This is a genomic window from Secundilactobacillus paracollinoides, from assembly GCF_001702155.1.
Lineage (GTDB): Bacteria > Bacillota > Bacilli > Lactobacillales > Lactobacillaceae > Secundilactobacillus > Secundilactobacillus paracollinoides.
Map to the genome: position 1 here is coordinate 2,461,824 of NZ_CP014912.1, position 21,355 is coordinate 2,483,178.

The 21,355-nt window shown below is 47.7% G+C and carries 15 protein-coding genes and 1 pseudogene; all 16 read left to right on the forward strand.

Features of this window, described 5'->3' with window-relative positions; genetic code table 11:
• Positions 1 to 10: 10 nt before the first annotated feature.
• The 16 genes and pseudogenes from recD2 to AYR61_RS10805 all read left to right on the forward strand — a co-directional run bounded on the left by recD2 (position 11) and on the right by AYR61_RS10805 (position 21,344).
• Entirely contained in the window at positions 11 to 2,611 is a 2,601-nt protein-coding gene (gene recD2 / locus AYR61_RS10725; RefSeq protein ID WP_054707880.1) for an SF1B family DNA helicase RecD2, read from the forward strand.
• Positions 2,612 to 2,740: 129 nt separating this feature from the next.
• The gene (locus tag AYR61_RS10730) at positions 2,741 to 3,736 is read left to right on the forward strand and encodes a ribose-phosphate diphosphokinase (protein ID WP_056987900.1); all 996 of its coding nucleotides are present in this window, start codon (positions 2,741 to 2,743) and stop codon (positions 3,734 to 3,736) included.
• Between the two features lie 100 nt (positions 3,737 to 3,836).
• Positions 3,837 to 5,288, forward strand: a complete 1,452-nt coding sequence (locus tag AYR61_RS10735; protein ID WP_065902954.1) for an amidase — start codon at positions 3,837 to 3,839, stop codon at positions 5,286 to 5,288.
• 135 nt (positions 5,289 to 5,423) lie between these two features.
• Positions 5,424 to 6,971, forward strand: a pseudogene (locus AYR61_RS10740) (peptide ABC transporter substrate-binding protein).
• A 425-nt stretch (positions 6,972 to 7,396) separates the two neighbouring features.
• Entirely contained in the window at positions 7,397 to 8,299 is a 903-nt protein-coding gene (murQ, locus tag AYR61_RS10745; protein ID WP_065902956.1) for an N-acetylmuramic acid 6-phosphate etherase, read from the forward strand.
• A gap of 848 nt (positions 8,300 to 9,147) precedes the next feature.
• Positions 9,148 to 10,140 (forward strand): aldo/keto reductase, encoded by a 993-nt coding sequence (locus tag AYR61_RS10755; RefSeq protein ID WP_065902958.1) that lies wholly within the window; start codon positions 9,148 to 9,150, stop codon positions 10,138 to 10,140.
• A gap of 138 nt (positions 10,141 to 10,278) precedes the next feature.
• Positions 10,279 to 11,283: a ribose utilization transcriptional repressor RbsR gene (gene rbsR / locus AYR61_RS10760; RefSeq protein ID WP_065902959.1), complete on the forward strand. Its 1,005-nt coding sequence runs from the start codon at positions 10,279 to 10,281 to the stop codon at positions 11,281 to 11,283.
• 383 nt (positions 11,284 to 11,666) lie between these two features.
• Positions 11,667 to 12,902: an arginine deiminase gene (gene arcA / locus AYR61_RS10765; protein WP_065902960.1), complete on the forward strand. Its 1,236-nt coding sequence runs from the start codon at positions 11,667 to 11,669 to the stop codon at positions 12,900 to 12,902.
• A gap of 27 nt (positions 12,903 to 12,929) precedes the next feature.
• The gene (gene argF, locus AYR61_RS10770) at positions 12,930 to 13,958 is read left to right on the forward strand and encodes an ornithine carbamoyltransferase (protein ID WP_065902962.1); all 1,029 of its coding nucleotides are present in this window, start codon (positions 12,930 to 12,932) and stop codon (positions 13,956 to 13,958) included.
• A gap of 787 nt (positions 13,959 to 14,745) precedes the next feature.
• Positions 14,746 to 15,708: a carbamate kinase gene (arcC, locus tag AYR61_RS10775; protein WP_056987896.1), complete on the forward strand. Its 963-nt coding sequence runs from the start codon at positions 14,746 to 14,748 to the stop codon at positions 15,706 to 15,708.
• A gap of 60 nt (positions 15,709 to 15,768) precedes the next feature.
• The gene (locus AYR61_RS10780) at positions 15,769 to 16,458 is read left to right on the forward strand and encodes a Crp/Fnr family transcriptional regulator (RefSeq protein WP_054707862.1); all 690 of its coding nucleotides are present in this window, start codon (positions 15,769 to 15,771) and stop codon (positions 16,456 to 16,458) included.
• 24 nt (positions 16,459 to 16,482) lie between these two features.
• Positions 16,483 to 17,955 carry an arginine-ornithine antiporter gene (arcD, locus tag AYR61_RS10785; RefSeq protein ID WP_054707859.1) on the forward strand — a complete coding sequence of 491 codons (1,473 nt, stop codon included), beginning with the start codon at positions 16,483 to 16,485 and terminating at the stop codon, positions 17,953 to 17,955.
• A gap of 27 nt (positions 17,956 to 17,982) precedes the next feature.
• Positions 17,983 to 18,453, forward strand: a complete 471-nt coding sequence (locus AYR61_RS10790) for an arginine repressor (protein WP_054707856.1) — start codon at positions 17,983 to 17,985, stop codon at positions 18,451 to 18,453.
• A 133-nt stretch (positions 18,454 to 18,586) separates the two neighbouring features.
• On the forward strand, positions 18,587 to 19,672 hold the full coding sequence (locus AYR61_RS10795) for a mandelate racemase/muconate lactonizing enzyme family protein (RefSeq protein ID WP_054707892.1): 1,086 nt from the start codon (positions 18,587 to 18,589) through the stop codon (positions 19,670 to 19,672).
• Positions 19,673 to 19,698: 26 nt separating this feature from the next.
• Positions 19,699 to 20,589, forward strand: coding sequence for a C40 family peptidase (locus AYR61_RS10800; RefSeq protein ID WP_054707851.1), 891 nt, complete (start codon positions 19,699 to 19,701; stop codon positions 20,587 to 20,589).
• A complete protein-coding gene (locus AYR61_RS10805) occupies positions 20,586 to 21,344 on the forward strand; it encodes a serine hydrolase (protein WP_065902963.1) in 759 nt (252 codons plus the stop codon). The genes AYR61_RS10800 and AYR61_RS10805 overlap by 4 nt, the downstream gene beginning before the upstream one ends.
• Positions 21,345 to 21,355: the final 11 nt, after the last annotated feature.

The window sequence follows — 21,355 nt, forward strand, 5'->3', positions numbered from 1 at the left end:
GTGTTTCAAGATGGCAAGCGAAAATATGAACTTGTTTGGCGACGACCAGCCGAATGACCAGCTATACATTGTCGGCCGAGTTGCCACGACCTTCTTTGAAAGTCCCGATAGTTTCTATAAGGTCCTGTTAGTGAAAGTCCAGCAGACCAACATGACCTGGACGGACAGTGAAATTGTGGTCACGGGAAATTTTGCCAACATTAAGGAAGAAAATCCGTACCGCTTTTTTGGCCAGCTAGTTGACCATCCGAAATACGGCAAACAATTTCAGGCGGCCAACTATCAAAGCGAAGTCCCGACGTCTCGTGAAGGCGTGATCGGGTACCTTGCCAGTGATGAATTTCCCGGACTTGGGAAAAAGACGGCTGAAAAAATTGTGGACGCCTTGGGCCCAACCGCAATTGATCAGATCAATAAAGATGCCGGCGTTTTGGCCGATATCGGGCTTTCAGCTAAGGTCAAACAAACGCTTGTGGCCAATCTTGCTGAAAACAACGGTGTTGAACAAATTATCATCGGCTTAAACGGCTATGGTTTTGGGAGTTTGCTCGCAAGTGCTATCTACGACCGTTACAAGGAAAAAACGTTATCGATCATTCAGGACAATCCTTACCAGCTGGTCGAAGACATTAACGGGGTCAGCTTTAAACGGGCGGACCAAATTGCAGAGCAACTCGGCATCGGTGCGTTGTCTGACCAGCGAATTCAGGCTGGTCTGCTGCAGGAACTTAACGAACTCGCCATGCAGGATGGCAATACCTATACGACTGCCCAACCGCTCTTAACCGGGACCATTCGGTCACTGCAATCCAGTCGAAATGAGGCGGTTAACCCCAAATTGGTTGCTGATCAATTGCTGGCCCTGGCGAAGGTTCAAAAAGTGGTCGGTGAGGGTGACAAGATCTACCTGAAGACCCTCTACGACACGGAATGGCAGATTGCGGAACACTTGAACCGGATCACAAACGGCGACGAGTTGAAGTCCTTTAACGACGATGCCATTGAAAAACAGATGCGCGTGGTTGAACGTAATCTCGGCATTGACTATGATGACTCGCAGGAAACAGCCATTTTGACCGCGATGAAGTCACGAGTCTTTATTCTAACGGGTGGCCCTGGGACCGGTAAAACAACGATCATCAACGGGCTGGTGAACCTATATGCCCGGTTACACGACTATTCGCTCGATATCAATCAGTATAAGGATAAACCGTTTCCGATTCTGCTCGCCGCGCCAACCGGCCGGGCAGCCAAGCGGATGAGTGAGACCACCGGACTGCCAGCAAGCACCATTCACCGGTTGCTGGGACTGACTGGTCGCGAAGGTAATGATGCCAACGCTGCTAAGGACCTGGAGGGTGCGCTCCTAATCGTCGATGAAATGTCCATGGTGGACGTCTTTTTGTTCAGGACACTCCTGCGGGCAATTCCGGACACGATGCAGGTCGTGCTTGTTGGGGATAAGGATCAGTTGCCATCAGTTGGCCCTGGACAGGTCTTCCATGACCTGTTAGCCAGTCAACGGGTAGCGGCAATGGAACTAGATACCATTTACCGTCAGGGTGAAAAATCATCGATCATTCCGCTGGCCCACGATATTAAAATGGGCCGGTTGCCAGATGACTTTGACCAAAACCAGCCTGACCGGTCATTCATTAGCTGTTCGGAGGCGCAAATGCCGTCGGTTATCGAACAGATCATTGGTCGCGCCAAAAAGAAGGGCTTTTCCGCAGAAAATGTGCAGGTACTTGCCCCGATGTATCGCGGACCAGCTGGCATTACCCGGTTAAATACGATCATACAAGAGATCATGAATCCGCAAACCGAGTCCCATCGTAAACAAGTTGACTTTCGTGGCGAGATCTTTCGAATTGGTGATAAGGTCCTGCACCTGATGAACAGTCCGGAAAACAACGTGTTTAACGGTGATATTGGTGAAATTGTCGGGATTACGATGGCGAAGGATAAGGGTAATGAAGACAAGGCTGATAAGCTGACCATTGCGTTTGACCAGACCGAAGTGACGTATAACCGCAACGATTGGAACCGGCTAACGTTGGCTTACTGTACGTCGATCCATAAGGCACAGGGGAGCCAGTTTCAGATGGTGATCCTCCCCATGGTGATGCAGTACTCGCGGATGCTGGAACGTAATCTGTTGTACACTGCGGTGACGCGGGCGAAGAAAACGCTGATCTTGTTGGGTGAGCGACGAGCGTTTGAACAAAGTGTTCAACGCGTGTCGATCAATCGAAAAACCATGTTGGTGGACCGACTGACGCAAACGTTGGCTGCCTTGCCAGCTGATGCGGTTGTGCAATCGGCTGCCACTGAACAACCAGTGACGAGTGACCAGATCGTCGAGGCACCAGTTGATGCCGATTCAATTACGAGTGCTGATCAACAGCCTGCGGAGTCAGTAGCCACCACGGCCAGTACAGGTCAAGAAACGACGACTGATAGTGCTGCCCCGGCCAAGGATGCCGCAGACACGCGGGATACTGTTTTAAACGATGGCGTTTTGACCATGGCGCTGATTCAATCTGGTCAGATCAACCCGATGATCGGAATGGGTAAGCTTTCGCCTAAATCCTTTATGACCAGCGAGTAATCCTTGTACTTAGTCCCCATAATTGCGACAATGGGGCTATGGCCAGCAGACCGATGCTGACATCATTTACGCGATAAACCTGGCGCAATCATTGACGCCAGATCACACAAAAATTCATGGAGGTTCACCATGCCTAATCAAAAACAAACAAAGCATCCGCTTAAATTGTTCGCGCTGAACTCAAACCGGCCGCTTGCAGAAAAAATTGCTGCCGCCGCTGGTGTCGAACTCAGCCAGGCAAGTATTAAACACTTCAGTGACGGCGAGATTTCCATTACCATCACCGAAAGTATTCGCGGTGCCGACGTTTATCTTATTCAATCAGTCTCAGACCCTGTCAACACGATGTTGATGGAGTTATTGATCATGGTTGATGCTGCTCGCCGGGCCAGTGCCCACTCAATTACCGTCGTAATTCCATACTACGGCTACTCACGTGCTGACCGGAAAGCCCGGTCACGGGAACCCATCACTGCCAAGCTGATAGCCTCGATGCTTGAAGCCGACGGTGTTGACCGGGCCGTAACCTTAGACCTGCACGCCGCACAACTGCAAGGGTTCTTCGACATTCCCGTGGATCATTTGGAAGCCACACCACTTTTGGCGCGGTACTTCTTCGAACATGATCTGCTGGATAACCTGGTCGTTGTGTCACCAGACCACGCGGGCGTTTCAAAGGCCCGGCGGATGGCTGATCTGCTGCACGCACCACTGGCAATTATCGACAACCGGGATCCTGATAAATCAACCACCAACCCGGAGGCAGTGATCGGGTCAGTTGAAGGGGAAAATGCCATTCTCGTTGATGACATTATTGATACGGCGGTCCGCATTTCAATTTCAGCCCAAACGCTGAAGAATGCCGGCGCAAACGACATTTACGCCGTCGCCACTCACCCGGTCTTTAGTCAGGATGCGGTCAAGCACATGACTGAATCACCATTGAAAAAGGTCATTGTCACGGATTCGATTCAATTACCGGAAGAAAAAATGTTTGATAAGATCGAAATTATTTCTGTCGGTGATCTGATTGGCCGCACCATTCGGCGAATCTATCAGGAACGCAGTGTGGGGAAGCTCTTCTTAAAGGAAGAACGCGAATCTACCAAGTCTGATCCTAAATAAGTTCAACTGTTATAAGATGCAGGCACCCGGATAGTCACCGTCATTGGTTATTATCCGGGTGTTGTGCCCTAAAAATGGGTTTAAGTGAGGCGAATCTATCATGAAAACAGCATTAGCGTTAGCGCAGCAAGTTCGACAAGGCACCGTTTCAGCAACGACGCTGGTTAAGGAAGCTCTTGAGCGCGTGGCCGCAGGTAACGACGCGTTAAACGCGGTTACGGCAACTAGAGAACAGGCGGCGTTGGCCGAGGCAGCAGCGCTCGAGGACCACGGCCAACCGTTTCTCGGCGTGCCGCTCTTGATCAAGGGGCTTGGCCAGTCTTTGGCCGGAAGCCCCAACACCAGTGGATCACGCTTGTTAGCAGGAAGCGTTGCCAGCCAAACGGATTTCTTCGTACAGCAACTGCAGGCAGCTGGTTTTATTATCATTGGCCAGACCAACGTACCTGAATTTGGGTTTAAGAATATCACCGATTCAAAACTCTACGGGCCGGCGCATAATGCATGGAACCGGTCCTATTCTCCGGGCGGTTCGAGTGGTGGCTCCGCAGCCAGTGTGGCAGCTGGAATTGTACCGATTGCTGCCGCCAGTGACGGTGGCGGGTCCATTCGAATCCCAGCCAGCTTTAGCGGGTTAGTTGGGCTGAAACCAACCCGGGGGCGGGTACCAGTTGGGCCTGGCGATTGGCGGTCCTGGCAGGGGGCAGCCATTAATTTTGCGTTGACTCGATCTGTTGATGATACCGCGGCATTACTGGATGCAATGCAGACTGTTCAGCCAGCTGCTGTGTTCCAGGTGCCGCTAAATGAGCACGGGTATCTTGCAACCCTCAATGATGCTAAGCTAGTAAAAGTAGCTTATAGCACCAAATCACCCGTAGGCACGCCGGTGTCTGCGGATGCGGTTCAGGCAGTTGAGGATGCGGCCAGCTTTCTAAGTGACCAGGGGTATGACCTAGTTGAGGCTGCCCCGGATCTTGATGGCGTGGCCCTCATGGACAGTTATTACGTGATGAACGAAGCCGAAACGACCGCGATGTTTGACGAATTAGCAACAGCGTTTGGCCGGGCAATCACGCGTGATGAGGTCGAACCGCTGACCTGGGCGCTTGGTGAAACTGGCAGGCATTTGTCAGCAGCACAGTACAGTGAGTCACTTGGACTGTGGGACCAGGCCAGTTACACCATGGCCAAGTTCCAGGCACAGTACCCGCTGTACCTGACGCCAACAACAGCCATGCCTGCCCCAAGTGTGGATGATCCGTTAATTTCGGATGAAAACCTTGAAAAAATCAAGGCCATCGAGCAATTCAATCCTGATGAGCAACAACAGTTGATCTATGATCAGTGGTTACCAGCATTGACCCGATCACCGTTTACGCAACAGGCTAACTTGACGGGGCAACCCGCAATCAGTCTGCCAACGCACGTTTCCGATGCAGGGTTGCCGTTAGGGGTTCAATTAACCGCGTTAAAGGGGCAAGAAGCATTATTATTGCAAACTGCTAAGCTTTTTGAGCGTGAAAATCAGTTTCATTTGTTAAACTTATAGTTGGTGACAAAAAGTAGGGAAAAGAAGGAAAAACAGATGGGGTTAAAAAAGGTAATTATTGGCTTGGGCAGTGTGGCCCTTGCCCTGACTCTGGCAGCGTGCGGCAACCAGAGTAGTCAGTCAGGCAGTGGTAAGATGGCTGACAAGCAGGTCTTGAACCTGAGTACGACGGACACGATTTCGACGTTAGATGATTCTCAGGCGTCTGAATCGATCAGTTTAACGCAATTATATTCAACTGGCGAAGGCCTTTACCGGTTGGGTAAGGACTTCAAGCTGGAGAATACGTTGGCTAAGAGTTCAACGGAGTCTAAGGATGGTCTGACCTATACGTTTAAGCTCCGGACGAATGATAAGTGGCAAAATGGTCAAAAGGTGACCGCTAAGGACTTCGTTTACAGTTGGCGCCGAACCGCTGACCCGAAGACCAAGGCGGGTTATGCCTACATTTATGACGGTCTGAAGAACTTTAGTGCGATTTAAAACGGCAAGATGAGCCCTGATAAATTGGGCGTTAGTGCGCCAAATGATTCAACGCTGGTCGTGAAATTGAGTAAACCGGTGCCATACTTCAAATTGTTGCTGGCGTTTCCAACGTTCTTCCCAGAACAACAGTCAATGGTTGAAAAGTACGGGTCCAAATATAGGACAAGCAGTGCAACATCTGCCTATGACGGACCGTTTAAGTCAGAGGGCTGGAACGGGACGAACAATACCTGGAAACTGGTTAAGAATCCAAACTACTGGGACAAGAAAAATGTTCATTTGAGCACGATCAACTTCCAGGTAGTCAAGAGTCCGGCAACTGGGTTAAACTTGTATGAGTAAAAGAAACTGGATGTGACACCACTTTCAGGAACACAAGTTGCCAACTACAAGAACAAGGCCGGCTTTAAGACGTTTGTCGGCGGCTCTATGGAGTACCTTCAGATCAATCAACGCCACAATAAGGCTTTGAAGAATCTGAAAGTTCGCCAGGCCTTGTCTCAAATCATCAATAAGCAGGCGCTTGCAACCAGTGTGCTGCGTGACGGCTCAACGGCGCCAAAGGGGTTTGTCTCAACAAACTTCTATAAGAACCCGAAGACCGGCGCAGACTTTGCGACTGACGCTTATGTCAAATCGGGCGTCACTTACAATGCCAAGAACGCTAAGAAACTTTGGCGTGAAGGGATGAAGGAAGTCGGCGAAAAGAAATTGACGTTGACGCTACTGAGTGATGATACGGATCAGGCTGAGACGACCACCCAATATCTGCAGGATCAATTCCAGAAACTGCCAGGATTGAAGGTCAACATTGATAACGTGCCGAACAAGAACCGGTTGGCACGGTCATCAAGCGGTAATTTCGACCTCGTTATCTCCTCGTGGGGCGCGGACTTCGCTGATCCAATCAACTTCTTGGATCTGCAAACGAAGAGTAACCCAACCAACAATGGTCACTGGGTCAACAGCGAATACGACAAGTTGATCTCAGCTTCCAGCAACCAGGACGCTAACAACAAGCAAAAGCGGTATGAAGATTTGGTCAACGCCGAAAAGATCCTGATGAAGGACCAGGGCGTTATCCCATTGTATCAACCGTCAGTCACTGAATTATGGCGGCCGACAATTCATGGGTACGTTTGGAATCCAGCCGGAATGAGTCGCGGTTATAAAGAAGTCTACATTACGCAAAAATAGGTATGCGATACGCTTCTGCAGATTCTTGTCACCTGGCAGAAGGGATTAGCGACTATCGTTACTCATAAACGGATCAATACAAACAGTTGTCATGTGTTTCTAACATGACAGCTGTTTTTTTGATGGCTTGTTTTCAACGATAAGCTCTTATTTTTCAAAATTGATGGTACAATTTAGACCAATATGTGCAACATTAGTTCAATTAACTGGTTATTATCAAACACTTTCATAATTTAGAAAAGAAAGCGGTTATATTTTATCCGGATAACATTATTTTCACTATTGAATGAAAATAAATGCAGATACTCGAAATTTATTGAAATTTATCATGAAACATGATATACCTGAATAAGAACAAATGAAAACGTTACCACAAACACTGTGTCGATTCGGCACAGGCTATTATGACAATTGGGGGATGCACCATGAACTTTGAAGACTTATTAACTGAACAGCGAAACCGTCACTCAACCCACATCGACCAGGCCGATTCAAATGAGATGGTTGATATTATCAACCGTGAGGATCAGCGGGTGGGCCGCTCGGTGCAAAAACAGCTGCCACAAGTCGCTGAAGCGATTAACCTCGCCACCAAGCGGTTTGATAAGGGTGGCCGGTTGATCTACATTGGTGCCGGAACCTCTGGCCGGTTAGGTGTGTTGGACGCCACGGAGTTGCGGCCAACGTACGGGCTTGAAGAATCACAAACCTTTGGAATCATTGCTGGCGGACCCGAAGCCATGTTCCACACGATTGAAGGGGTGGAAGATTCTGGTGAACTGGCTGAAGAAAACTTGAAGGATGCGTCGGTGACTGAAAAGGATATCGTTATTGGGATTGCTGCTAGTGGGGCGACCAACTACACGGTGTCTGCATTGGCGTACGCTAAAAAACAGGGTGCACTGACGATTGCGTTAGCCTGTGTTCCCGAGAGTCCTCTGGAAAAGAATGCGGACGTTGCCATCTGCCCAATCGTGGGACCAGAAGTCATTACTGGTGCAACCTTGATGAAGGCCGGGACTGCGCAAAAGATGGTCCTTAACATGCTGTCGAGCGGTATTATGATCCGGTCAGGCAAGGTATACCAAAACCTGATGATCAATGTGACGCCAACTAACGAAAAAACGCAACGCCGGGCAAAGCGAATCATTGCAGCGGCAACGCAAACATCAACATTGGCAGCAGAAAGAGCCTTGGCTCGCGCGGATAACAATGTGCCGCTGGCCATTCTGCTAATTGAAACAAAGGGCACTATCGCGGAAGCTAAGAAACTACTGGCTCAGTCTGGTGGTCATGTGAGTGATGCGGTGAAGTTGAGCTTGCAGTAGAGAGTGTGGAGCAAGGCGGTTTAGGGGCGGTGTGTAAGGGACTCTGACCGAAAAGTCTGGGCCTGACTTTTTGGTCAGAGTCCCTTACACGTTAGCCCCGTGCCTTGCGGAACACGTTTCGTCTATGAGGCCAGAGCGCGCGTCGTCAGCACCACTCAGACAGTAAAAAATGCCAATCCCGGGTCTGACTTTTAGGTCAGAGTCCGTTACAAGTTAGCCCTTGCGGAACACGTTTCGGCAATGTGAAATAGAAGGTTGTCGCAAATACTACTCAAATAAAATTTACCCAAGTTTGGCATTCTTATCTGAGTTGGCTAGAAAGGCGGTTTTATCTTCGTCTCAATTTACGTAAAAATCAAGAAGAGAATTTAATAAATGCACACGTTAATCCAGGACGGAGAGACGTGTGCATTTTTTGAATCTAATATAAAGAAATCAATGACTATGTATTATAGTAAAGAACTTCAATTAATTGCTGAAAGTGACGATAGAATACTCAGTAAATTGTACGTTGATCATACATTGTCGAAACGTTTTCCAGGACATAAAGGCTTAGCACTCCAGTCTTTGAACGTGTCCTTTCACACGCCATTGTTTTGATTTTTAACAATAAACTCAATTGTGGCGCCGTATTAACATGGTCGAAATGTGTTCCGAAAGGCAGAGGGCTCCGGTGTAAGCAACTCTGGTCAAAAAAGTCAGGCCCGGACTTTTCTGACCAGAGTTGCTTACACTCCGCCCTCTAACCGCCTTTCTCCACACTCTTACACTCTGCCCTTGCATTATCCCCCCCGTCCCTTTAAAATTAATAGGTATGATGATTTGAGAGAAGAGAGGACGATTTATTGATGTATCTGGCAGATGAGAACCGTTATGATGGGCGGATGCCCGTTCGGCGTGCCGGCAACAGCGGGTTGCAATTACCCGCCGTTTCGTTTGGCATGTGGCATAATTTTGGCGACGACGCCAACTATGCTGATAGTGAAAAGATTTTGCTTAAAGCGTTTGATAGTGGCATTTTCAGTTATGATCTTGCATACAACTACGGCCCAGAATCCGGAGCCGCTGAGCAGTTGTTTGGTCAGATCTATCAAGCAGATCTGAAACCATATCGGGATGAATTAGTGATTACGACCAAGGCTGGCTTTCACATGTGGCCGGGGCCATACGGCCAAATGAGTTCGCGCAAAACGTTGATGACTGCGCTAGATAACAGTCTCAAACGAATGGGTCTCGACTACGTGGATATTTTCTACAGTCATCGGTTTGATCCGGACACGAACCTTGAAGAAACGGCGATGGCACTTGATGACCTGGTTCGTTCGGGTAAAACGCTGTACGTTGGAATCTCGAACTATAATAATGCGCAAACGCAAGAAATTATTAAATACTTCCACGAGTTCCATACACCGTTCGTTGTTAATCAACTGTCCTATAACATGTTAAATCGCGAAGTTGAAGAAGACGGTGTTTTGGACACGCTAAAGACCAACAACGTCGCAACGGTGGCCTATGGTCCGCTAGCTGAAGGCTTGTTGACCAACCGGTATCTCGGTGGTATTCCGGAAGACTTCCAGATCCACTGGAGCAGTACTGCTGTGATGGATCAGGGTCGATCAGCCTTGACGCAGAAGTTGAATCAATTAAACGAGATTGCCCAAAATCGTGATCAAACCATGGCTCAGATGGCCTTAGCTTGGTTACTCAAGGATGACGTTGTGGCCAGTGTTGTGACTGGGGCGTCAAAAGTCTCTCATTTGGAAGACAATCTTAAGGCGGTTCAAAACACGACGTTTACAACGGATGAACTGGACCAGATCGAAAAAATTCTACACGCTTAATCGTTAGTCATGTGAGTTAATGGGCCTCTATTTCAATCACCGGATCGAAATGGAGGCCTTTCGTAAGACTTGTTGAATTGCACCTGATAGTAGCGCACGCTATTTAATCCAAATCAGGCAGCAGGATGGGGGCACACCTTGACACAGAAAGTAACCATTCGCGACCTTGCCGAAGCAGCGGGGGTCTCAGTGACAACTGTTTCGCAAATCTTAAATGGAAAGGGCGAACGCTTTTCCAGTGATACGCAGGCACGAGTGTTGAAATTGCAGAAAAAATTGGGCTATGTTCCGGACTGTAATGCGCGGAATTTGATTATGCGGTCAACCCAGACAATCGGGGTGTTGGTGCCCAACTTGGCGAACCCATTCTTTAGTATGTTTATTAAGGGGATTCAACAAGCCTCACAAAACAATAAGTTTGTGCCCATTATTTTTGATGCGAACCACAATCAAAAATTGCAGAGTATGTACCTGGAAGAATTGATCAAGCGCGCCGCAAATGGGTTGATTATTGCGAGCACCACGTTAGATGCAAATGATATTGATCGGATCCTGACGCGAAACGGAATTCCGTACCTGCTGTTTGATCAAAATGATGCACAGGTCGGTGACCGGGTCTGGGTGGATGATTATAAGGGTGGCCAAATGGCTGCCAATTATCTATTATCAGCTGGCCACCGTGACATCGCGTTGCTGGTAGGCGATGACATTACGCAAAACATTCAGCAGCGAATCAATGGCTTCCAGTCGGTGATGGAGAAGTATCATTTGTCATTTACGGATGACATGGTCGTTCAAAACAAGATGACAAAGCTAGGCGGCTATCAGGCTGTTGATGATTTAGTCGCACGAAAACCGAGCGCGATATTTGCCATCAACGATGAAATGGCCATCGGGGTTTATCGCGGTCTTCAGGAACGCGGCTACCGGATTCCTGAAGATGTGTCAATCATGGGCTACGATGATATTGATTTAGCTGACTTTATGATGCCGAAACTGACGACAATTCACCAACCCGCCTTTGAAATGGGCCAGGTTGCCACCGAATTGCTGATCGAACGCATTCAAAATCCGCGGTTAGCCCATCAGGATAAACAGTTACCGTTAGAGCTGATTGTGCGGGATAGTGTAAAGAATGTGTAGAATTTACAAAAAAGGTCATCATTTCTTAACAAAATATACAATAAGTTCATAAATGGTATTCAACTTTCCCACACTTGTATACAATCTAAATATGAATAATATGTGAAGAATTTATGAGAAAGTTCTAAAATCCTTATAAAATATAGGATTTTAGAACTTTTTTAAATTAATTTATTTTTAATATTTTGATTTTATACATATACGTGTGTATAATAAATGATTTACGCCTGAATATTCATAATAAATGTGTATTTAACACGTTCGTATTCATCGCAAAATTAAAATGTGAAATAGTCTACATTCTGACTGTTAAGAACTTTTAGAAATCGCTTACATTCCATTGTATTCTAGAGATGTTCAAAAGAGATAGGAGGTAACGCAAAATGACAAAACCTATTCATGTAACATCCGAAATTGGGAAGTTAAAGACCGTTCTGCTGAAACGCCCAGACGTTGAAGTTGAAAACTTTACCCCAGATATGATGCCACGGTTACTGTTCGATGACATTCCATACCTGCCAACTGCCCAGAAGGAACATGACTACTTTGCTGATACTCTGAGAGATAACGGGGTCGAAGTCCTGTATCTTGAAAAACTTGCCGCTGAAGCACTTGATGCTGGCGGTGACGAAGTGAAGAACACCTTCCTTGAAACGATGTTAGCTGAATCTGGCTATGCTGCCGGTGTTACGCACGATGCTTTAAAGGAATACCTGAGCGCTATGACGACTCAGGACATGGTCAACAAGATCATGGGTGGGATTCGCAAGAACGAACTTGACTTTGTGCCACGCGGCTTAGTCAGTGCCGCTGAAGAAGAGGACTATGAATTCTTTATGGATCCAATGCCTAACCTCTACTTTACACGTGATCCTGCGGCTTCCATTGGCGATGGGTTAAGCATTAACCATATGACTTTCCCAGCCCGTCAACGTGAATCCCTGTTTATGGAAAACATCATTAAATACCATCCACGCTTTGCAGACCAAGGTGTTCAGGTATGGCGTGATCGGAACCACACCACCCGGATCGAAGGTGGGGATGAACTTGTCTTAAGCGACTCAGTACTTGCCATTGGGGTTTCCCAACGGACGTCAGCAGACGCGATTGAAGACATTGCCCACAATCTGTTCAGCAGTAACAGTGGTTACGAAAAGATCATTGCCATTCGCATTCCGCATAACCATGCGATGATGCATTTGGACACTGTGTTCACCATGATCAACAAGGATCAATTCACCGTTCACCCAGGTATCCTAGGTGAAGGCGGTCATATCGATACTTGGACGATCACTCAGGGTAACGATGGTGAATTAAGCCTTGACCACAGAACGGATCTCAAACAAGTTTTGAAGGATGCTTTGCACCTTGACGACCTTGATTTGATCCCAACTGGTAACGGCGACCCAATCATTGCCGGGCGTGAACAATGGAACGATGGTTCAAACACGTTAGCGATTGCACCAGGTGTGGTTGTTACCTATAATAGAAACTACGTATCTAACGAATTGTTGCGTCAACATGGCCTGAAGGTTCTGGAAGTTCTTTCAAGTGAATTATCCCGGGGTCGTGGGGGTCCACGTTGCATGAGCATGCCATTAGTTCGTGAAGACCTATAATACCTAAATTGAGAAGGAGTTAACATTATGACAGATTTCAAGAATAGCGTTTTTCAAGGACGCTCAGTATTAGCCGAAAAGGACTTTACCGCAGCTGAATTAGAATATTTGATCGATTTTGGGTTACATTTGAAGGCTTTGAAAAAAGCTGGTATTCCTCATCATTATCTTGAAGGTAAAAACGTTGCTTTGCTGTTTGAAAAGTCATCCACTCGGACCCGGTCAGCATTTACCACTGCTGCCATTGATCTAGGTGCTCACCCAGAATTCTTAGGCGCTGGTGACATTCAATTAGGGAAGAAGGAATCTGTCGAAGATACTGCCAAAGTGTTAGGTAGCATGTTTGATGGTATCGAGTTCCGGGGCTTTAAGCAAAGCTCAGTTGAACAACTGGCCGAATTCTCAGGCGTTCCAGTTTGGAACGGTTTGACGGATGAATGGCACCCAACTCAAATGTTAGCTGACTTCATGACCGTTAAGGAAAACTTTGGCCACTTAAAGGGCTTAACGTTAACCTTTATGGGTGATGGTCGTAACAACGTGGCAAACTCATTACTTGTGACTGGGGCGATCCTCGGTGTCAACATTCATATCGTTGCACCAAAGGAACTGTTCCCAACTCAAGAGACGCAAGACATTGCCAACAAGTTCGCAAAGGAATCAGGCGCCAAGTTAGTCATTACCGATGACCTCGACGAAGGTATGAAGGGCTCAAACGTTGTTTATACCGACGTATGGGTATCCATGGGTGAAGATAACTGGGAAGAACGGGTCAAATTATTGAAGCCATACCAAGTTAACATGGCTGCTTTAAAGAAGACCGGCACCCCTGATGATCAATTGATCTTCATGCACTGTCTACCTGCATTCCATGACGCAACGACTGAATATGGGCAAGAAATTGAAGAAAAGTACGGGATCACTGAAATGGAAGTGACTGATGAAGTCTTCCGTTCAAAGTACGCTCGCCAATTTGAAGAAGCTGAAAACCGGATGCACTCAATCAAGGCAATGATGGCTGCGACACTTGGCAATCTCTTCATTCCTCGAGTCTAATAACAACTTCGAAAACAGGCGAATGGCAGAAATGGCTTCGCCTGTTTTTTGTAAGAGTGTGGAGCAAGGCGGTTAGAGGGCGGAGCCTAAGCTAACTCTGGCATAAATGCCCGAACCTGGCATTTTTGCCAGAGTTGGCTTAGGCAGGAGCCCTCTGCCTTGCGGAACACGTTTCGGCAATAAAACAGCAGAGAGCGGTAGCCAATATCACTCAGAGACAGAAATGCCCGAACTTGGGCATTTTTGCCAGAGTTGGCTTAGGCAGGAGCCCTCTGCCTTGCGGAACACGTTTCGGCAATAAAACAGCAGAGAGCGGTAGCCAATATCACTCAGAGACAGAAATGCCCGAACCTGGCATTTTTGCCAGAGTTGGCTTAGGCAGGAGCCCTCTGCCTTGCGAAACACGTTTATCAATGTAACCAAAGAGCACGTCAGCCAGCAATGAATATAGGTAAACCTGTTAAACAGATGCAGTATTACCAACATCCGTTACTTGGCTGGCCTGAAGAAAAACGTTTTACCAATCAAAATCAGGGCGATTCAAGACTTCAAGTCTTAATCGTCTTCTGTCAGAAATATCGGGCCTGAATTTTTGACAGAAGACGATTAAACGCCAGTCAGTGCCCTAAAGATAAAGGTTAAAATCAGCACACAAAGATCGAGTATCAGCAGGCCCACCAAAACAAAAAAGAAGCAAAAAAATGTGTACGGCTTTTTCTCGAAACCAAAACTTTCCTGCATTAGCCTGATACAAAAAATCCAAAATCAATTAAAAAGGGTGATTATAATGACAAATCGAAAAATTGTGGTAGCCCTTGGCGGGAACGCAATCTTATCAAAGGATGCTTCAGCCGAGGCCCAGCAACAAGCACTTCGGGAAACGGCCAAGTACCTTGTCGAATTCATTAAGCAGGGCGATCAACTGATCATTTCTCACGGGAATGGTCCCCAAGTTGGGAATCTCTTACTTCAGCAAGCTGCCGGGAGTACAGACAAGAACCCCGCAATGCCACTCGACACAGCCGTTGCCATGACACAAGGCAGTATCGGATACTGGATGCAAAACGCCCTGAGTGAAGTCCTCGCAGAAAACAAGTTAGACGTTGACGTCGCCACAGTGGTGACCCAGGTTGAAGTGAGTGAAGACGACCAAGCCTTTACGAATCCAACGAAGCCGATTGGCCCATTTTATACTAAGGATGAGATCGACCTTATCAAGGCCCAGAATCCTGACCAGACCTTCGTTGAAGATGCTGGTCGTGGTTACCGGCGCGTTGTTCCGTCACCTAAACCAATTGGTGTGAAGGAATCTCGGGTGGTCAATAAATTAGTTGATGCCGGAATCGTTCCAATTTCAGTTGGTGGCGGTGGTGTCCCCGTTGTTAAGAGGGGCAACCGATACGTGGGTAAGGAAGCCGTGATTGATAAGGACTTTGCTTCTGAAAAATTGGCCGAACTTGTTGGGGCCGACCTGCTGATTATTTTGACTGCAGTTGACAACATCTACGTGAACTTCAATAAGCCAAACCAAAAGCAGCTTAATGAAGTCACCGTTGACGAATTGAACACCTATATTAAGGAAGGCCAATTCGCGAAGGGCAGTATGCTGCCTAAGGTCCAAGCAGCCATTGATTTTGTCGACAATCGGCCGGACAGTAAAGCCGTTGTGACGTCACTTGAAAACGTTGGTCGTTTCCTATCAGATGGGAGCGGGACAATTATTTCTAAGACAGCCGTCACTAGTAAGTAACGTGTTGGATTGGGGTATAATAGGACTATAGTAAATGCGGAGAAAGGGTCCTATTAACTCATGAATAAAAAAGATGACTTCGATAAATATCGATCATTTATTCGTCAACAACCAGAATTTCGAGCCTTTCGCTCAGAAGAATTCAATCAGTTAGCAGCAACGTTAAAAGTTAAATCGTTTGGGAAGGGGCAGGTCCTCTTTGATCAAGGAGATACCAGGGATCGTTTATACTACGTTATTAAGGGTGTTATGCGTCTGGAGCGGTCGGATGAATCTGGAAACTACAGCTTCATCAATTACGTGAAAGCCAATAAGGCGTTTCCGTATCGGGGCATGTTCATTGATCATGAATATCCCTATACCGCATCAGCCATGACATCCATTGTCATTGCATCATTTTCTATGCCGGTATTTGAAGAAGTCCTCCTGACGAATCGCGATATTATGAAGCGTTTGATTGCGCAAATGGGTCAGATTATTGATACGACGGAAAATCGGCTTCAGCGCATGGTGACCTCTAGTGCCAGCAGTCGGGTGCAACAAGCCCTGATCATGCTGGGGGAGGATCTCGGGGAAGCGCAGACCGATGGGACGATGACCATTAATTATCCGATCACACTGATTGAACTTGCACGCGTCAGCGGCACCACGCGGGAGACTGCGGGTCAGGTTGTGGCGAAACTCGCTGAAGAAGGTACGGTAGTTTATCAGCACAAAAATTTTCGATTTAATCCCAGTTCATTACATTAAACTTCTCGAGAGGGAGTGTCATTAATGGAAGAATCAGATAAAGGAAAATTAAACCTCGTTGAACTTATTGCGTTAGTTGTTGGGTCGATCATTGGTGGTGGGGTCTTCAACTTAATGCATGATATGTCCGCCGGCGCTGGTGCCGGAGCAATCATCATTGGCTGGGTCATTACCGCCATTGGGATGTTGATGTTAGCAAAGACATTTCAAAATTTGACCATGAAACGGCCCGACTTGGATGCCGGGGTCTATAGTTACGCTGAAGCTGGCTTTGGGAAGTACATGGGGTTTAACTCAGCCTGGGGCTACTGGCTGTCAGCTTGGTTGGGGAACGTTGGTTACGCCACATTGCTGATGAGTGCGGTGGGCTATTTCTTCCCAGTGTTTGGCGATGGCCAAAACATTTGGTCGATTGTGGCCGCCTCATTTATTCTGTGGGCTTGCCACTTCATGATCTTGCGCGGGGTTGAATCCGCTTCCTTCGTGAACACGATCATTACCATTGCTAAATTGATTCCAATTTTCATTTTCTTAGTGACCATGATCATTGCCTTTAGACTGGGCGTCTTTACGCACGGTTTCTGGTACACACCAACTGGTACTTTCCAGTTCGGTAACGTCATGGGTCAAGTTCGGAACACCATGTTAGTGACGGTTTGGGTCTTCATTGGTATTGAAGGCGCCGTGGTCTTCTCAGGCCGGGCAAAGAACCGGAAGGATGTTGGCCGGGCAACTGTTTTAGGTATCATTACTGTTATTTTGATTTATGCGTTGATCACTCTGTTATCCTTAGGGGTGATGCAACGGGCAGGCTTAGCCAAGTTGACACAACCAGCCATGGCCGACTTACTGCAATCCGTTGTTGGTAAGTGGGGCGCCGTCGTTGTGAACGCCGGGCTGATCATTTCCGTTGTCGGTGCTTGGTTATCATGGACCATGTTTGCTGGACAATTACCTTACGAAGCTGCTAAGGAAGGGACCTTCCCGAAGATCTTCGCAAAGGAAAACAAGAATGGTGCACCAGTGAACTCGTTGCTGTTTACCAACATCTGTGTGGAAGTCTTCATGTTCTCGTACCTGGTCACTGCATCAGCTTACAATTTCTTCTATTCGATTGCGAGTGCAGCCATTCTCATTCCGTATGCGTTTTCGGCCTTTTACCAGTTCAAGTATTCCATTCAAGAATCACCAGAGGTACCCGGACGTGGCGGTAACATCACGGTTGGGGCAATCGCAAGTATTTATGCGCTGTGGCTGCTGTTTGCTGCCAACCTGGGTTACATTCTGCTGATGAGTTTATTATTCGCAGTGGGGATTCCCGTCTACATCTTGTTGCAAAAACGGGATAACAAGGCAGAAAAAGTGTTCGGTAACACGGAACGCATCATTGCCATCGTGGTCTTTCTGATTGCGGTATTGACGGTCTTTGAACTCTTCCGCTTGGGCGTTGACGGTGTGACTGGCCTCACATGGAGCCAGTTTAACCAACTGTTTTAATCAGTAGAAAGTGAGTGAAGGTCAACCATGAAAAAAGAAGTGCGTCAGTCTAAAATTGAACAAATTATTAATCAGTTTGCGGTGACCACTCAGGATGACCTGATGGCACGGCTGAAAGATGCGGGCATTAATGCAACCCAGGCGACGATTTCGCGTGACATTCGTGAAATGCAGATCGTGAAACAACAGGACGCGACTGGTGCGTCTCGGTATATGATCTACAAGGCCGGCAATCAAAATGAACTGCAACATTTGTATCGTGAAATTAGCGAAACGGTGACAAAGTATGAGCGCATCCAATTTTTGACGATCGTGCACACGTTACCGAGCTACGCGAACATGCTGGCCGCCATTTTAGATGACCTGACGCTGGAAGAAGTTTCTGGCACGCTGGCCGGTCATGATACGATCGTGTTGTTTAGTCCTGATGAAGATCGGGCAAGAACGATCTATGAGTTGTTTAAACGACACGCAAATCCGGACCTCGTGGCCGAATAACACCATTATTTTGAATAAAAACACGCTTATTGCAAGATTTATATTGCCGTAAGCGTGTTTTCGTTTTATGGTTAAAGGTAAAGAACTCATGAAAATTGAATAACAGTTTTCTGAGAAGGAAAGGACGTTGTTCATGTCAGCAACCATTTCAACTGTTCAAGTGTTTCCAATCGCCGTGCCACTTAAATCGCCGTTTAAAACCGCGCTGCGTACCGTCACCACGGCGGAGAGCCTGTTAGTCCAGATCACGGATTCAGATGGGGTCACGGGGCTTGGGGAAGCCGCACCCACGGCTGCCATTACAGGGGATACCATGGCAAGCATTCGCTATGCCATTGAGACCATTATTGCGCCAAAATTGATTGGGGCTTCGTTAGCCCAACCAGAAGCCCTCAAGTCGCTGATCGAAACAAGCATTGTGAATAATCACAGTCCAAAAGCGGCCCTTAATATTGCGGTCAATGATTTGCTGGCTAAACACTACGGTGTGTCGCTCAATGCGTTGCTAGGGGGCTACCGTCAGCAGATCGAAACCGATTATACGGTCAGTGTTGGGACGACAGATGCGATGGTTGACCACGCCCTTCAGCTGGTGAAGGATGGGTTTGATACCTTAAAGGTCAAAGTGGGCAATCAATCAGCCTTTGACGATGTGAAACAGGTGCGTGCGATTCGCAAGGCGGTCGGCCCCGCTATCAAGATTCGGTTGGATGCGAACCAGGGCTGGCAAAAAAAACAGGCCACAGTGGCCATCAACGCAATGGTTGATGAGGGGCTTGATTTGGAGTTGGTGGAACAACCCGTTCCGGCGGCGGATTTTGAAGGCATGGCGTACGTTACTGCGCACACGCCAATTCCAATCATGGCGGATGAAAGTATTTTCTCCGTGACCGATGCACTTCGGCTCTTAAATATGGATGGCTGTGATATTATTAATCTAAAGCTGATGAAGGCTGGCGGAATTGACAATGCACTCAAAATTAACACGCTTGCAGAAGCATTTGGCGTGCCTTGTATGGTGGGCAGCATGATCGAGTCGCAGGTATCCGTCACAGCGGCGGCACATTTAGCGGCGGCAAAGACCAATATTCAGTACTATGACCTGGATGCAGCGATGATGTTTCGTGATCAACCGACGACCGGTGGCATCACCCATGATGGTCACGTGATCACGGTACCCGATACGCCCGGCATCGGTGTCAGTCTTCAGCAACAGTAAGTTGAACGACAAACGAGGTGATAAGAATGCAGACGAGAAGAGTAATCGTGCCAGTAGCCACTTTTTGGACCCGTAAGGATGCCCCGCGTGACGTTGATGCCTTAGCGTTAAAGGGTGATGTGAAGAACTGGGTGGCGCAAATGACCACTGAACAGACCATTGATCTATGCGACAGTAAGCGGCTAGAGACACAGGCACTATTTAACGATGAAGTGATTATCGATCACATTGAGGGGTCGTGGACCCGTGCTTTTATTACAGCTCAGACGGATGATAGTGATCCGCGCGGGTACGCTGGCTGGGTGCCAACGGCGTCCTTATCTGAGACTGAAGTGACCTATCCAACCACCACGGCGCGCGTTGTCGTTGCTCAGCCGACCACAACACTATACGATCAGCATAAAACGCCGATTTTTGATGTCAGCATGGGCACGACCTTTACGGAGCTGGCCAACGAAGGTGAGTGGCTTAAGGTTGCCACCCCATTTGGCGAGGGCTACATTAAACAGTTAAGCATTATTGTAACTGCAGAAGGTGCAACTACCGGAGAACAGATGGTAGCGATGGCCAAACAGTTTTTAGGACTACGTTATCTGTGGGCTGGTATTTCGTCATACGGGTTTGATTGCTCCGGCTTGATGTATACCTTGCACCGGGTCATGGGGTTCCTGATTCCCAGAGATGCAGATGACCAATCCGTGAATGGGCAGCCAGTTGCACCTGAAAATCTGCAGCCTGGCGACTTGTTGTTTTACGCTTATGATCACGGCAAGGGGTACGTTCACCACGTTGGGATGTACATTGGCAATGGTCAGATGATCCAGTCGCGGACACCGGGTAAAGAAGTCGATATTGCAAAGTTGACTGAGATGCGATACGCACCTGAATACGTGGGTGCAAGGCGGTATTGGCGATGAGTTTAGCTGACCAGTTACGAGAACTCGTCACGCCGTTTGCGGCGCATCAGGTCGGGTTGGTTGTCAGCCACGGTGACCAGATTATCCTCTCTTGGCAAGCAAACCAGGTGTTTCCGGCTGCGTCGTTGATTAAATTAGCCGTTTTAAATCAGACACTTAGCCAACATCCCGACTTGGAAGCCCCTATTGCGCTTGACACGACGCCGGTGGTTGGCGGTGCTGGTGTGCTGCAATTAATGCCCAGTGTGACGCACCTGCCGCTTAAAACGGTGTTGGAGCTGATGCTGGCGGTTTCTGATAACTATGCAGCTAATTTGATGCTTGCCCGATCATCGATGACAGCTATTAATGAGTGGCTGATTGATCACGGTGACGTCAACACCAAATTACAGCGTTATTTAATGGATACAAAATCTGTGAAAAAGGGGCTTGATAATGTCACTACAGCTCAAGATGCATGGCAATTGTTTCGCACTGCGCTGACCGATTACCCTGAAACACAGGCGTGGTTCGCGCATCAGCAGTTTCGCTATAAATTACCAGCGACAATTGATGAGCTTGAGACACCGATCACAGTCCTCAATAAAACCGGTGAAGGGCCAGCCGTTGATCACGACGTTGCCCGGTTTTTCATTGGGACGGATTACTATGACGTGGCACTGCTCACTGCAGACATCGCCGACCGGTCGCAGGCTATTCTGCTGCACCAGCGCGTTGGCCAGTGCATTGCCCAGACACTCTTAAGTAATCTTTAACAGGCGTATAA

Coding starts and splice junctions, on each gene's coding strand:
- recD2 (WP_054707880.1), top strand. CDS start 11: ATGGCAAGCGAAAATATGAACTTGTTTGGCGACGACCAGCCGAATGAC.
- AYR61_RS10730 (WP_056987900.1), top strand. CDS start 2,741: ATGCCTAATCAAAAACAAACAAAGCATCCGCTTAAATTGTTCGCGCTG.
- AYR61_RS10735 (WP_065902954.1), top strand. CDS start 3,837: ATGAAAACAGCATTAGCGTTAGCGCAGCAAGTTCGACAAGGCACCGTT.
- murQ (WP_065902956.1), top strand. CDS start 7,397: ATGAACTTTGAAGACTTATTAACTGAACAGCGAAACCGTCACTCAACC.
- AYR61_RS10755 (WP_065902958.1), top strand. CDS start 9,148: ATGTATCTGGCAGATGAGAACCGTTATGATGGGCGGATGCCCGTTCGG.
- arcA (WP_065902960.1), top strand. CDS start 11,667: ATGACAAAACCTATTCATGTAACATCCGAAATTGGGAAGTTAAAGACC.
- argF (WP_065902962.1), top strand. CDS start 12,930: ATGACAGATTTCAAGAATAGCGTTTTTCAAGGACGCTCAGTATTAGCC.
- arcC (WP_056987896.1), top strand. CDS start 14,746: ATGACAAATCGAAAAATTGTGGTAGCCCTTGGCGGGAACGCAATCTTA.
- AYR61_RS10780 (WP_054707862.1), top strand. CDS start 15,769: ATGAATAAAAAAGATGACTTCGATAAATATCGATCATTTATTCGTCAA.
- arcD (WP_054707859.1), top strand. CDS start 16,483: ATGGAAGAATCAGATAAAGGAAAATTAAACCTCGTTGAACTTATTGCG.
- AYR61_RS10790 (WP_054707856.1), top strand. CDS start 17,983: ATGAAAAAAGAAGTGCGTCAGTCTAAAATTGAACAAATTATTAATCAG.
- AYR61_RS10795 (WP_054707892.1), top strand. CDS start 18,587: ATGTCAGCAACCATTTCAACTGTTCAAGTGTTTCCAATCGCCGTGCCA.
- AYR61_RS10800 (WP_054707851.1), top strand. CDS start 19,699: ATGCAGACGAGAAGAGTAATCGTGCCAGTAGCCACTTTTTGGACCCGT.
- AYR61_RS10805 (WP_065902963.1), top strand. CDS start 20,586: ATGAGTTTAGCTGACCAGTTACGAGAACTCGTCACGCCGTTTGCGGCG.